The sequence below is a fragment of the Sphingomonas sp. Mn802worker genome, assembly GCF_000382485.1.
Classification (GTDB): Bacteria; Pseudomonadota; Alphaproteobacteria; order Sphingomonadales; family Sphingomonadaceae; genus Sphingomonas.
The window spans coordinates 81,409-94,146 of record NZ_AORY01000015.1; the positions used below are offsets into that span (position 1 = coordinate 81,409).

16 protein-coding genes are annotated in these 12,738 nt (G+C 67.9%); 6 read left to right on the forward strand and 10 right to left on the reverse strand.

The annotated features are described in order from the left end of the window. Positions 1 to 17: 17 nt before the first annotated feature. A complete protein-coding gene (locus tag SMN802W_RS17225; RefSeq protein WP_019517505.1) occupies positions 18 to 449 on the forward strand; it encodes a hypothetical protein in 432 nt (143 codons plus the stop codon). Positions 450 to 469: 20 nt separating this feature from the next. Here SMN802W_RS17225 and SMN802W_RS0113800 read toward each other — a convergent pair whose 3' ends face one another. After that, the gene (locus SMN802W_RS0113800) at positions 470 to 1,075 is read right to left on the reverse strand and encodes a TlpA family protein disulfide reductase (RefSeq protein WP_019517506.1); all 606 of its coding nucleotides are present in this window, start codon (positions 1,073 to 1,075) and stop codon (positions 470 to 472) included. 16 nt (positions 1,076 to 1,091) lie between these two features. Here SMN802W_RS0113800 and argH point away from each other — a divergent pair, with 16 nt between their 5' ends. From argH to SMN802W_RS0113825, 5 genes are read left to right on the forward strand one after another with little or no spacing between them, the layout of a single operon-like run. Next, positions 1,092 to 2,459, forward strand: a complete 1,368-nt coding sequence (argH, locus tag SMN802W_RS0113805; protein WP_019517507.1) for an argininosuccinate lyase — start codon at positions 1,092 to 1,094, stop codon at positions 2,457 to 2,459. Continuing rightward, positions 2,456 to 2,704 (forward strand): hypothetical protein, encoded by a 249-nt coding sequence (locus tag SMN802W_RS0113810; protein ID WP_026326135.1) that lies wholly within the window; start codon positions 2,456 to 2,458, stop codon positions 2,702 to 2,704. The genes argH and SMN802W_RS0113810 overlap by 4 nt, the downstream gene beginning before the upstream one ends. Next, positions 2,701 to 3,957 (forward strand): diaminopimelate decarboxylase, encoded by a 1,257-nt coding sequence (gene lysA, locus SMN802W_RS0113815; protein ID WP_019517509.1) that lies wholly within the window; start codon positions 2,701 to 2,703, stop codon positions 3,955 to 3,957. The genes SMN802W_RS0113810 and lysA overlap by 4 nt, the downstream gene beginning before the upstream one ends. A 16-nt stretch (positions 3,958 to 3,973) precedes the next feature. Beyond that, positions 3,974 to 4,744, forward strand: a complete 771-nt coding sequence (locus SMN802W_RS0113820) for a precorrin-2 dehydrogenase/sirohydrochlorin ferrochelatase family protein (protein ID WP_019517510.1) — start codon at positions 3,974 to 3,976, stop codon at positions 4,742 to 4,744. Further along, positions 4,741 to 5,709 carry a CorA family divalent cation transporter gene (locus SMN802W_RS0113825; RefSeq protein WP_019517511.1) on the forward strand — a complete coding sequence of 323 codons (969 nt, stop codon included), beginning with the start codon at positions 4,741 to 4,743 and terminating at the stop codon, positions 5,707 to 5,709. The genes SMN802W_RS0113820 and SMN802W_RS0113825 overlap by 4 nt, the downstream gene beginning before the upstream one ends. Before the next feature lie 5 nt (positions 5,710 to 5,714). Here the strand turns inward: SMN802W_RS0113825 and SMN802W_RS0113830 are convergent, their stop codons facing one another. From SMN802W_RS0113830 to SMN802W_RS17230, 9 genes are all read right to left on the reverse strand, one after another. After that, the gene (locus tag SMN802W_RS0113830; RefSeq protein ID WP_019517512.1) at positions 5,715 to 6,578 is read right to left on the reverse strand and encodes a trypsin-like serine peptidase; all 864 of its coding nucleotides are present in this window, start codon (positions 6,576 to 6,578) and stop codon (positions 5,715 to 5,717) included. A 27-nt stretch (positions 6,579 to 6,605) separates the two neighbouring features. Continuing rightward, entirely contained in the window at positions 6,606 to 6,935 is a 330-nt protein-coding gene (locus SMN802W_RS19010; RefSeq protein ID WP_019517513.1) for a hypothetical protein, read from the reverse strand. Between the two features lie 155 nt (positions 6,936 to 7,090). Further along, positions 7,091 to 7,489 (reverse strand): flagellar export chaperone FliS, encoded by a 399-nt coding sequence (locus SMN802W_RS0113840; RefSeq protein WP_019517514.1) that lies wholly within the window; start codon positions 7,487 to 7,489, stop codon positions 7,091 to 7,093. A gap of 1 nt (position 7,490) precedes the next feature. After that, positions 7,491 to 9,023, reverse strand: coding sequence for a flagellar filament capping protein FliD (gene fliD / locus SMN802W_RS0113845; protein WP_026326138.1), 1,533 nt, complete (start codon positions 9,021 to 9,023; stop codon positions 7,491 to 7,493). Positions 9,024 to 9,060: 37 nt separating this feature from the next. Next, complete coding sequence (locus tag SMN802W_RS0113850; RefSeq protein WP_019517517.1) at positions 9,061 to 10,185, reverse strand: EscU/YscU/HrcU family type III secretion system export apparatus switch protein; 1,125 nt, start codon at positions 10,183 to 10,185, stop codon at positions 9,061 to 9,063. Continuing rightward, the gene (gene fliR, locus SMN802W_RS0113855) at positions 10,185 to 10,958 is read right to left on the reverse strand and encodes a flagellar biosynthetic protein FliR (RefSeq protein WP_026326139.1); all 774 of its coding nucleotides are present in this window, start codon (positions 10,956 to 10,958) and stop codon (positions 10,185 to 10,187) included. Before fliR ends, SMN802W_RS0113850 begins: the two co-directional genes overlap by 1 nt. Positions 10,959 to 11,172: 214 nt before the next feature. Continuing rightward, positions 11,173 to 11,454, reverse strand: a complete 282-nt coding sequence (gene fliQ / locus SMN802W_RS0113860) for a flagellar biosynthesis protein FliQ (RefSeq protein ID WP_019517519.1) — start codon at positions 11,452 to 11,454, stop codon at positions 11,173 to 11,175. Between the two features lie 45 nt (positions 11,455 to 11,499). Beyond that, a complete protein-coding gene (gene fliP / locus SMN802W_RS0113865; protein ID WP_019517520.1) occupies positions 11,500 to 12,396 on the reverse strand; it encodes a flagellar type III secretion system pore protein FliP in 897 nt (298 codons plus the stop codon). Then, positions 12,393 to 12,734: a FliO/MopB family protein gene (locus SMN802W_RS17230; protein WP_019517521.1), complete on the reverse strand. Its 342-nt coding sequence runs from the start codon at positions 12,732 to 12,734 to the stop codon at positions 12,393 to 12,395. Before SMN802W_RS17230 ends, fliP begins: the two co-directional genes overlap by 4 nt. Between the last annotated feature and the right edge of the window lie 4 nt (positions 12,735 to 12,738).

Consider the following 12,738-nt stretch of genomic DNA (forward strand, 5'->3'; position numbering starts at 1 on the left):
AAGGAGTAATTCGCGTCATGCTCAAGCCCGCCATCCTCGCCGCGATCGCCGCCGTCTTCCTTGCTGGCTGTCAGGAGCAGATCGACCGTCAGGCGGACCGACAGGCCGATCGCATCGGCAACGCGGTGAGCGACGACGTCAACGATGCCGCCGCCAACGTGTCGGGCAGCCTCGACAATCTCGGCGACGCGATCCGCGGACAGGCCGACCGCGTCGGCGCGCATGCGGTCGACGAGGCGGCGCACCAGACCAGCCGCGCGGCGAACGATTTGGCCGACCAGATCCGCCGTCACGGCGACCGTGCGGTCGACGACATGGGCGCGGCATTACAGGGAGCCGGCGCGTCGCTGCGCGATCGTGACCGTGATCGGGCGCGCGAGCCGGTCGACGACCGTCGCTCAGACAACGACCGTTATGATGACGGCGACCGCCGCGAGGATCGTCGCTAGCGGTTCGCCCGCGCCGCAGCTCAGACCTCGCTCAGCAGTGCGCGCGACTCCGCACTAGCCCAGTCACGCTCGCCGGTGACGCGCCACACCTCACGCCCGCGCTTGTCGTACAGGATCGTGGTCGGCAGGTTGGCGTTGAGCACGAGGCTGAGCCCGAGTTGCGGATCGTACATCGGCTCGATCGTCGACAGGTGACGATCGGCGAAGAAGGTGCGCGCCTTTTTCGGGTCCATGTCCTCGCTCACCGCGACGAAGCGGATACGCCCCGACGATGCCTTTGCCGCGGCGTCGAGCGTCGGCATCTCCTTGACGCACGGCGCGCACCACGTCGCCCACAGATTGACCAGCGTCGGCTTGCCGCCGAACGCCTTGACCGTCAGCGGCTTGCCCGCGGCGTTGGTGAAGGCGGCGGTGGGCGCGGCTTCACCCTTGTGGCTGCGATCGACCGCGCCGGCCTTCGGTGCGGTCGCGGTGGCGGGTGCCGCCTCATCGGCGGTTGCGGCGGCGAGGTTCGAGCCCGCCTGCCCCTGCGTGTTGGCTTGCCCGCTGTTCGATGCGGGCTTATCGCAGCCCGCGATCGTCGACGCGATCCCGAGGAGAAGTACGATCGCCGAGCGCGCTGACATAGAAGCTTCCAATCAGATGTGGGGCGGGCGGTTCGCCGAAGGACCGGCGGCCGTGATGCGCGAGATAAATGCCTCCATCCCCTTCGACAAGCGGATGTGGCGGCAGGACATCGCGGGCAGCCGCGCGCATGTCGCGATGCTGGGTGCGCAGGGCATCGTCTCGGCGGACGATGCCGCCGCGATCCGCGATGGTCTCGACCAGGTCGCGAGCGGCTATGAGGCAGACGGCGTGCCGGTCGATCTCGCGCTTGAGGACATCCACATGGCGACCGAGGCGCGGCTCGCCGATGCGATCGGGCCCGTGGCGGGCCGGCTCCACACCGCGCGCAGCCGCAACGACCAGGTCGCAACCGACTTCAAGCTATGGGTTCGCGACGCGACCGATCAGGTGCTCGCCGCATTACAGGCGCTCGATGCTGCATTGCTCGCGCGCGCCGAGGAACACGCCGACAGCGTGATGCCCGGCTTCACGCACCTGCAATCGGCGCAGCCGGTGACGCTCGGCCATCATCTGATGGCATATCACGAGATGATCGCGCGCGACGCGAGCCGTTTTGCCGACAATCGTGCGCGCGCCAATCTGTGCCCGCTCGGCTCGGCTGCGTTGGCGGGCACCGGCTTCCCGCTCGACCGTCACGCGACCGCCACAGCACTCGGCTTCGACGCGCCGACGCGCAACTCACTCGACGCGGTCAGCGACCGTGACTTCGCGCTCGATTACCTGATGGCGGCGAGCCAGTGCGCGCTCCATCTCTCGCGGCTCGCCGAAGAGTTCGTGCTGTGGGCGTCGCAGCCGTTCGGCTTCGTCAGCCTGAGCGACCAATGGTCGACCGGCAGCTCGATCATGCCGCAGAAGCGCAACCCCGATGCGGCCGAGCTGGTGCGCGGCCATGCCGGGCGGATCACCGGCTGCCTCGTCAGCCTGATGGTGACGATGAAGGGCCTGCCGCTGGCCTATTCAAAGGACATGCAGGACGACAAGCCGCCGGTGTTCGAGGCGCACGACCTCTTGGGCCTGTGCCTTGCCGCGATGACGGGAATGGTCGAGAGCGTCACCTTCCGCACCGACCGGATGCGTGGGCTGGCGGAAAGCGGGTTCGCCACCGCGACCGATCTCGCCGACTGGCTGGTGCGCGAGGGCGACGTGCCGTTCCGTGAGGCGCACCACATCACCGGCCGCGCGGTCGCGCGCGCGGAAAGCCTCGGCGTCACGCTCGACCGCGTGCCGCTCGCCGATCTGCAGGCGATCGATGCCCGCATCGACGCGCGCGTGTTCGACGTGCTGTCGGTCGACGCCTCGGTCGCCAGCCGAACGAGCTTCGGCGGTACCGCACCCGCCAACGTGCGCGCGGCGATACGGGCGTCGCGGGGAGAGCAGGCATGAAACACCGGGTGACTGCCGCATCGCTGACGATTGTCGCGTTGCCGCTCGCCGCGTGCGGCTCGACGCAGGACCTGAAACCCGCGCCCGGTGCCGCTCTGCCGGTCGCACCGCGCGGAGCAAGCGCCACGCCGACGATCGACCAGCTGCTGACCCCCTCGGTGCAGGCGCGCCCGACGCGCAGCAACGAGCTGCTGACCCAGTCCAAGCCGCGCAAGCCAGACGAGTTCGACCTGCCCCCGCAATGACCCATTTCCATTATCAGAACGGCGCCTTGTGGTGCGAGGGCGTGCCATTGTCGCGCATCGCGGACGAGGTCGGCTCACCCGTCTACATCTATTCCGCGGCGGCGTTTCGCGATCATGCGCGTGACTTTCGCGATGCATTGTCGGGCGTGCCGCGCAAACACCTTGCCTATGCGATCAAGGCCAATCCGAACATCGCGGTGCTGCGCCTGCTCGCCGCGGAAGGCTACGGCGCCGATGTCGTCTCGGGCGGCGAGATGGCGCGCGCGCTGGCGGCGGGAATGCCGGCCGCCGACATCGTCTTCTCGGGCGTCGGCAAGACGCCGGCCGAGCTGACACGCGGGCTGGATGCCGGAATCGGGCAGTTCAACATCGAGCTGGAGGAGGAGGGCGTTGTCCTCGCCCGCCTCGCCGCCGCGCGCGGGGTGACCGCACGCGCGGTGCTGCGCGTCAATCCGGACGTCGACGCGGGCACGCACGCGAAGATCTCCACCGGCAAGCGCGAAAACAAGTTCGGCGTGCCGATTGATCAGGCTCCGGCGATGTTCGCGCGGCTGGCCGCGTTATCCGGCCTCGACCTCCAGGGCGTCGCGATCCACATCGGCAGCCAGTTGTTCGACCTCACCCCGCTTGAGGCCGCGTACAAGCGGGTCAAGGCGCTGGTCGACGAGCTGCGCGACGCGGGCCACCGCATCACGCGCGTCGACCTGGGTGGTGGTCTCGGCGTCGCCTACAAGGCCGATGACCGTCCGACGCCGCCGGCCGCCTATGGTGCGATGGTTGAGCGGGTGACGCGTGGCTGGAACGTGGAACTCATGTTCGAGCCCGGCCGTGTCATCGCGGCGAACGCCGGCGTGCTGGTCACCCGCGTGATCTGGGTCAAGCCGGGTGTCGTGAACCCCTATGTCATCGTCGACGCGGCGATGAATGACCTTGCGCGCCCCGCGCTCTACGATGCGTGGCACGATTTCGCGGCGGTCACCCCGTCGGGCGAGCGCATGACGGCCAATATCGCAGGACCGGTGTGCGAAACCGGCGACACGTTCGCAATGGCGCGCGAGATCGACCGGGTCGCAAGCGGCGACCTGGCGGTGTTCCACAGCGCAGGCGCCTATGGCGCGACGATGGCATCGACCTACAACAGCCGCGCGCTGGTGCCCGAGGTGCTGGTCGACGGCGACCGTTACGCCGTGGTCGCCGACCGGATTGCGGCCGAGACGATCCTCGCGGCCGAACGCGTACCCGAATGGCTGTGAGCGCGGGAGCGTTCGGGTGAGCGACTGGCCCGCGCTGCCGATCTTCGTGCGGCTGTCCGGCCGTGCGGTCGTGCTGGTCGGTGAGGGCGAGGCGGCCGACGCGAAACGCCGGCTGCTCGAACGTGCCGGCGCGGTGATCGTGGGTGAGGAACAGGCGAGCGACGCGCGGCTGGCGGTGGTGGTCGATGACGAGTCGGCGGCCGACCGGCTCAAGCAGCGCGGCTTGCTCGTCAACGTCGTCGATCGCCCGGCGCTGTGCGACTTCACGCTGCCCGCGATCGTCGACCGCGCGCCGGTGCTCGTCGCGGTCGGTACCGGCGGCGTGTCCGCCGGGCTCGCCGCCGCGGTGCGCCAGCGGTTGGAGGCGATCCTGCCCGCACGGCTGGGGCGATTGGCAGAGGCGCTACACGCCGCGCGCGGAGCCCTGCGCGCGCGCTTTCCGGATACGGCGGCACGGCGGCGTGCGATCGGGGCGGCACTGGCACCAGACGGCGTACTCGACCCGATGCGCGATCACGACGATGGCGATGTCGCCGATCGGATCGCCGCAGGTGCCGTGCCGCGCGTCGAGCGTATCCGGCTGCGCTCGCCCGATCCCGACGATCTAACCCTGCGCGAGGCACGCTGGCTGGCGCAGGCGGACCGCGTCACCCACCGTGCCGAGGTGCCGAGCGCCGTACTCGACCGCGCCCGCGCCGATGCGGTGCGCGAACAGACCGAGGTTGCGGTACACGAAAGTCGCGAGGGCCTGACGGTCGACGTGTCGCTCGCTGGAGTGCCGGCATGACCGGCTTTGCGTATCGCATCAACGACGGCGATGCCGAGCCGGTGGCGGTCGATCAGGCGCTCGGTTGCGGCGCGCCGTTCGTCTGGGTCCACCTCGCCACCACCGCCGAACATGCACAGGCATGGCTGCGCGACAAGGCCAGGCTCGAACCGTTCACCGTCGACGCGCTGACCGCGAACGAGACGCGCCCGCGTTGCGAGAAGATGGGGGACAGCGCCTTCCTCAACCTGCGCGGCCGCACCGACGAGGAACTCGAATCCTCCGACATGCTCGCCTCGATCCGCATCTGGGCCGCAAAGGGCCGCGTCGTGTCGGTCACGCGCAAGCAGCTCGTCGCGCTCGACGCGGTGATCGAGGAGGTGAAGTCGGGTGCGATCCGCGACCCCGGCGACCTGTTGACCGCGTTCGCGACCGAGATCACCGAGGACCTCGATCCGGTCGTCGCCGACCTGGGCGACTGGCTCGACGATTGCGAGCAGAAGCTCGATGTGAAGCGCATCTTCGAGCTGCGCCGCGGCGTCACGCGCGTGCGGTCGGAAGCGATCAACTATCGCCGCTTCCTGAACCCGCAGCGGATCGCGCTGGAACGGCTCGCCACGTTGCCGGGCGACTGGCTGGGTGAGGACGATCGCGCGCATCTGTCCGCCGCCGCCGACCGCGCCGCGCGGATGGCGGAGGAGGTCGAGGCGATCCGCGAGCGCGCCAGCGTGGTGCACGAGGCGCTGACCGACCTGCGCGCCGAACAGCTCGATTCGCGCAGCCTGGTGATCGCGATCGCGGCAATGGTGTTCCTGCCGCTCACCTTTTTGACCGGATTGTACGGCATGAACGTCGACGGCCTGTGGTTCGCGCACGAGCCGTGGGCGTTCGACGCGATCGTCGGATTGTGCGCGTTGATCGCAATCGGGACGACCTTGTTCTTCGTCCGACACCGCTGGATCGGCCGCGGGGCAGGGGCGGAGTAAGAGGCTCAGTCGAGCGCGGCGAGCGGGTTCGGGCGCGACGCACGCGCACGATCGCGCGCGATCACGGCGCGGAGCTGAGACACCTGCCGAAGCTGAGCGGAGGCGACCGCCCAATTCGAATGCACCAGATCCCAGTGCCGGCGTACCTTCCGCTGCGCGGTGAACTCGCCGGCGTTCATGCCCACGACTAACGGCACGTTGTCGCTCAACACGATCAACGGCGCTCCCGATGCACCCTCGCGCGAGGCGCAATCGTGGAGCAACCATCCCCGCGCGATCACTTGCGCGCGAACGGTGCAATCGTGCTGGATGCTCAACCGGCGCAGGTCGCGATCGTGCGAGACGCTCGGCATCGTAACGGCATCGCCTGCGGTTATGGTCGCAAGATCATACCAGCCGAGCCGTTCACCCGGGCAGCCATCGACCAGGATGAGCGCAACGTCGTTCGACGATCCTTCGCCACCACTCCAATATCGCACCCGTCCCTTCGCCGACAGTGTGACGCCGTCGTCACTGCCCGCTGTGAAGCGCAAGGTGACCGGATAGGACGCGATCGGATCGAGCGTTGTGCGCGTCTGGCCGAACAGCACATGATAGCTCGTCATCGCAAAACAGGGCGACACCATGAATGCGGTTCCCACGCCAGGCCCGACGTTGCCGATCGCGCCGCGGGAGCGCAGCGCAAAGTCCGACGACACTGCGGCGACCGGCAGAAGCAGCCGCCACCATGGATCGGTGCGATCGAAATAGCGCCGCGGGTCGACGCCGTCGGCCGCGAACACGTTCGCGGTGGCCGGAGCGGGTGCTGGCTGTAGTTGTCCGATCGCAAAGCCAAGCAAGCTGACCCAGCCGCGCCGCTTCACGCTCACGTCCGGCGCGGCAGCCTTGACCGAAGCCTAGCGCGCCGCGACTTTGTCGTACGGCGTGAATCGGCCAAAGAAGCATTGCGGCGAGGGCACCGTTGCAGGTGCGCGTATGGTGCGGAAGCGATCGCCGCGGCACAGCCGCGCGCCGCGACGCTCCACGATCAGCGTACGCGCCGGCGCCAGTCCGTTGCAGGTGCCTTCGGGGTGCGTGATCCACATCCGCTTGGCCGTGCGTGAATAAGCGATGGTGCGTGCATCGATGATCTCCGCCTGCGCGCGGGTATCGATCTCCGATATGCAATCGACCGGCTTGCCGGCGACGCGCCCGGCCGTCGGATCGGCGGTCGCAGCAGTGAGCATGAGGACGGGCAAGGCCAACAGCGCAAGATGTGTTCTCATGTGGCGATAAGTGCACGTGCGACGGGGAAGCGCAATCCGTCGCGTGTGAACAGGAAGGAAAAGCGGGCCGACCGTGCGCGGACGGCACTGCCCGTCAGCTCCGTGCGTGCCGTGCATCACGCCGCGCGCGCCTGTTTCCATGCCTGCGCGATCTCGTCCAGTTCATCGGCGACGTGGCGGAACGGCGCGCCGGAATGGCCGATGCTCGCTTCCACAACCTGACGGCGCGCGCCGGCGTAGAGCCGGGCGAGCGTGGCCGATATTTCGCCACCGCGCTCGAAATCGAGGTTGTTTTCCAGCGCGAACAGGATCGCGGTTGCGCGCGTCACGCGCTCGCTCTTGACCGCGTAGCGCGCATTTTCCGCGGCCCAGGCGGCGGTGCGCAGCGCCGCGATCAGTTCTTCGTATAGGAGTTGCACCAGCGCGGGGCCGTCCGCCACCGCGGTGCGGCCGGCGAGGTCGATCTCGCGGTACGTGCGCGCCGGATCGCGCAGCATGGCGGACGCGTAGGCCATGTCAGTCCTTCGACTTCGACCATTGATCGATCTGCTGCTGCATGAACGATTGCGTCGATTTGTACGCCGATACCTTGGCGTTCATGCTCGAGAATTGCTGCGTCAGCCGCGTCGTCATCGATGCGGCCTGGTCGGTCAGCTTGTCCTGCGCATCGGTCACGGTCGCGCGCGATTTCAGGTAATTGCTGTTCGACGCGCCAAGGCCATAGATCGAGCTGGTTGCGTTGAATTGCAGCGACTGCATCGCGGCGTACAGCCCGCTCGATCCGCCGTAGGAGAAGATCGCCTCCACCGCGTTGGCGTTGTTGGTCATCACCGACGTCAGCGTCGCGTCGTCGATCTCGAGCAGGCCCTGCCGCGTCGTGCGCACGCCGATCGCGGCCAGCGTGTTGGGCGTGCCGGGCGCGGCTGAATCGTTCAACACCTTGCTGGTCAGCCCTTGCAGCGCGCGCAGCAGGTTCTTCGCCGCCGGGTCGGCGCGCAGCACGCCGGTGATCGGATCGGTCTGATCCTTTATCGTCTGCACGATCCCGTTGTAGGTGTCGACGAAATCGCTGACCGCGTTGGTGATCGCAGTGGTCGGACGGCTGGCGGTCAGCGTCGTCGTGCCGACCGACGAGAGGTTGAGCTTCGCGCCCGCGATCAGATCGCTGATCTCGTTCGAGGCGCGCTCGACCGGCACGCCGTCCATCGTCAGCTGCGCGTTCTGCGACTTGGCCGAGATGCTCATCTGCGACTTGTCGCTGGCGCCGACGCCGACATCCAGCGTGGCAAGGTCGCTTTCTGGATCGGCGGCCGTCATCGAAAACGCCTGCGCCGCGCCGGTCGGGCCCTTGAGCGATAGGTAGGCGCCGCCATCGGCATCGGTCACGATCGAGGCAGTGATGCCGCTGTTCTGCGCGTTGATCGCGGCGGCGATGCCCGACAACGTGTTGTTGGTGTTGTCGATCGAGATGCTGAGCGACTTGCCGCCTGATAGTGCGGTCATCGTGTCGGGGACGGGCTTGCCATCGACGTCGGGGTTTTCACGATAAGTCGCAGTGCCGGTCGTCAGCGTCAGCGTGCCGGTGCTGAAGGTCTTCGCGCCCGGCGTCTGCACCTTCGCGCTGACCGCGGTCTGCGCGGTGGCGAGCTGGTTCACCTTGATCGTCGAATTAAGCCCTGACAGCTTCGCCCCCGTCAGCGCGGTCGCCGACAGCACGCTCGCGTTCGACACCACCGGCTGCGACGCGAGTGAGCCGCTCTTCACCAACGACTCCAATGCCTTGGTGAAATCGGTGATGTTGCTCTTCAGCGTCGACACCGCCGAGATCTGCGACGTGATCGTGTCGAGCCTGGTCGACAGCTGGCTGTTCTTCGCTGCGAATTGCGCCTCGACCAGCGAGGTGACGAGGCTGGTCGTATCGACGCCCGAGCCGGTGCCGAGTGCGGTCAGCAGCGAGTTGGTCGCCGAGGTGGTGACGCTCGCGGTCGTCTTGGCCGGGGTGGGCGTGGGCGTCGCGGTCGACGTGGCGGTGGCGCTGGTCGTGGTCATGGCTGTGTTCCGTTAAACGACCGCGGGCGACGCATCTTTACCCCTGCTGGATGCCGTTTTCGTCGAAGCGTGCGCCCGGCGGCACGTCGACCGCCGGCTGCGTGCCGCCGGCCGCCGCGTTGACGCCGAAGACGAACGCCAGCACGGTCGCGATCGCGAGGTACAAATCGTCGCGCACCTCCTGCCCCTCGCGGCTGGTGTAATAGACCGCGCGAGCGAGTGCTGGATATTCGAGCACCTGCAATCCCCGCTCACCCGCCAGTTCGCGGATCGCGAGCGCGGTCGCGCCGCGCCCCTTGGCGACCACCACCGGCACCTGGTCGCGCCCGCGATCGTAGCGCAGCGCAACCGCGAAATGCGTCGGGTTGGTCAGCACGACATGCGCCTCGCCGACCGCCTTGCGCACCCCGCCCGACAGCATCGCCCGCGCCTGCGCGCGCTGATGCCCTTTCATCTCGGCGTTGCCCTCGCTCTCCTTGTGCTCGTCCTTGACCTCCTGCTTGGTCATGCGGAGCTTGCCGAGCAGCTGGATGATCTGGAGCGGCACATCGAGCATCGCGATCCCGACCAACCCCATCGCCATTACCAGCAACACGCCGGTCAGCGTGCCGCCGAGGGAGGAGATCGCCTGGTTGATGTTGGAATAAGCGAGCCCGAAGCTCGATTTCGACACCCCCCACAGCATGTACGCGCCGATCGCGCCCAGCAGGATCACCTTGAGCAGCGACTTGCCCAGCTCGGTCCAGCCGTTCATCCCGAAGATGCGCTTCAGCCCCGACGCCGGATTGAGCCGCCCGCCCTTAGGTGCCAGCACCGACGCGTTGAACGTCAGGCTGCCGAGCGCGGCCTGGCTGACGACCGCCGCGGCGATCGTGATCGCGAACAAGGTGCCGAGCGCAGGGGCGAGCCGCCACCCCGCCTGCACCAATGGGCGCCACGGCTGGAAATCCTCCACATCGCCGCGATCGAAGGTGAAGCTCGCGGTCATCACCGCCTTGCACGCCGCGATCAGTTGCGGGCCGAAGAAGATCATCCAGGCGACGCCCGCCAGCACGACGAGCGCAGTGGCGAGGTCCTTCGACTTGAGGACGTCGCCCTTCTCGCGCGCGTCCTTGCGGCGCTTGGCGGTTGGGGCTTCTGTCTTGTCGCCGCCTTCCGACATCAGGCGAGCACCAGGCTCTGCGCGGCGGCGAGCGCTTCACGCACGATGACTTGCAGGTAATCGCCCATTGCGGGGAAGGCGATCGCGATCGAGACGACGCCGACCGCCAGGCTCGCGGGCAGGCCGATTGCGAACAGGTTGAGCGCGGGGGCGGAGCGCGACAGCATCCCCATGACGAGGTTGAGGCACAGGAGCAGGAACCCTACCGGCAGCGCCAGCAGCAGTCCTGCGAGAAAGGCATAGCCCCCGAACAGCGCGATATCGCGCATCTGCCCCGCCGCCAGCCAAGCGGCACCCGGCGGCAGCGCACGGTAGCTGCGCACGATCATGTCGACGAGCACGAGGTGCCCGTCGAGCGACAGGAACAGCAGGGTCAGCATGATCGACAGGAACTGACCGATCGCCGGCGACGAGCGGCCGGAATTGGGATCGATCATGTTGGCGAACCCGATTCCCATCGCGCCGCCGATGATCTCACCCGCGATCAGCGGTGCGGCGAACGCGATCTGGAGCACGAAGCCGAGTGCCAGGCCGACCAAAGCCTCCGCCACGACCGACAGGATCGTGGTGAGGGTGAAGATCTCCGCCGGCGGCTGGATCGCGTTGGTGCCGAGCACGAGTACCGCGATCGCGCCTGACAACGCGACGCGGACGGGCAGGGGGACGGAGACGTTGCCGAAGACGGGGGCGGCGATCAGCGCCGCGCCGACGCGCACCATCACGAACAGCAGCGCCCACAGCTGCGGCTCGATGGCGAGGCCGAAGCCTAACACCGCGCCGCTCGCGAGAGCGCGCGCGCCGCGCGCCACGCAACCAAGCGCGGCCGGCAGGCGCAAAGCGCTTGTCCGACGACGCGGCTTTGCCGCGGCGTGGCTACGTCCGTGTGATCAACCACGCCGCGGCGAAGCCGCGTCGTCGAACGGGGCTTCCGCCCCGCCGGCCGGGCTTGTGCCGGACGCGTGGGCGTGGCCGCGCTGGCACTGCGCCTCACCTTACTAAATCCGGAATACGCGCGAAGATCTCGGTCGTGAAATCGCTCAGCAATCCCAGGATCATCGCGCCGAAGATCATGATCGACACCGCCACCACGATCAGCTTGGGCACGAACGACAGCGTCTGTTCCTGGATCGAGGTCGCGGCCTGCACCATGCCTAGGATCAGGCCCGACAACAGCGCCGGGATCAGGATCGGCGCGGCGGCGAGGGCGAGCACCCACATCGTCTGGTTGGCGACGGTCAGGAAGTAATCGGCGTCGGCGAGGGGCTGCATCGGGTGTGTTCCGCGAGAGAAGTCGTAAAAAGGCGGGTGCGCGCGTCAGGTCGCGAACGAATTGGCAAGGCTGCCCATCGTCAGCGCCCAGCCATCGACCAGCACGAACAACAGCAGCTTGAACGGCAGCGAGATGATCGTGGGCGACAGCATCATCATGCCGAGCGCCATCAGGACGGTCGCCACCACCAGATCGATGACGATGAAGGGCAGGAAGACGAGGAAACCGATCTGAAACGCGGTCTTCAACTCGCTGGTGACGAACGCAGGGAGCAGCACCGAATAGGGAATGTCGCGTGGGGAAGCGTAGGGACCCGACTTCGCCATCTCGGCAAACATCGTCACGTCCTTGACCCGCGTCTGCTTGGCCATGAAATCGTGCAGCGGCGCACCCGCGGTCGAGATCAGCTGCGTGCCGTTCAACCGGCCCGCGGCATAGGGCTGGATCGCGGTCGTGTTGATCTGGTTCACCACCGGCGCCATCACGAAGAAGCTGAGGAACAGCGACAGCCCGATCAGCACCTGGTTGGGCGGGGTCTGCTGCAATCCCATCGCCTGCCTGAGGATCGACAACACAATGATGATCCGCGTGAAGCTGGTCATCATCAGCACGATGCCGGGCAGCACCGTGAGCAGCCCCATGATGATGAGGACCTGCAGCGAGAGCGACAGCGATCCGCCGCCGGGCGTCGCGTTCGCATCGCCGCGTGACAGCTGTCCCAGCGCGCGATCGATCGCATCGCCGACACCCGGCGCCGGCGCGGCGGGCGCACCCGGGGGAGGTGCAACCTGCGCGAAGGCGGGAACCGCGATGCACAGCATGATGACGATGGCGGCGAGCGCCAGCACAAGGCGGACCCAGCCGTGCGTCGCGGGCGCGCGCGGCGCGACGGGTGCGATCAGCGCCGGGCCATGGCCGGTGCGGGTGACGGTGATGCTCACGCGCGTGACCCCTTGGTCAGGCTGGCAAGCGCGTCGCGGAACGACGGCGTCGGCGCAGGCGGCGCGAGCTCATCGGACGCCGTCACCACGCCGCCCTTGTCGACCAACGTCACGCCGGTGCGCGCGACCGAGACGAGCAGGCGACGCCCCTCGAACTCGACCACCGCCAGCTTGACGCCGGGCGAGATCATCATCGTCTCGCGCACCGCGATCGTGCGTGTCGCGGCCGCACCCGGCATCCGCGTCTCCAACTTGCGCCAGAGATACAGCGAACCGATCATCAGCCCGCACACCAGCGGCAAGAGCACGATCAGCTTGAGCACGTAAGTCCACATCATGGCG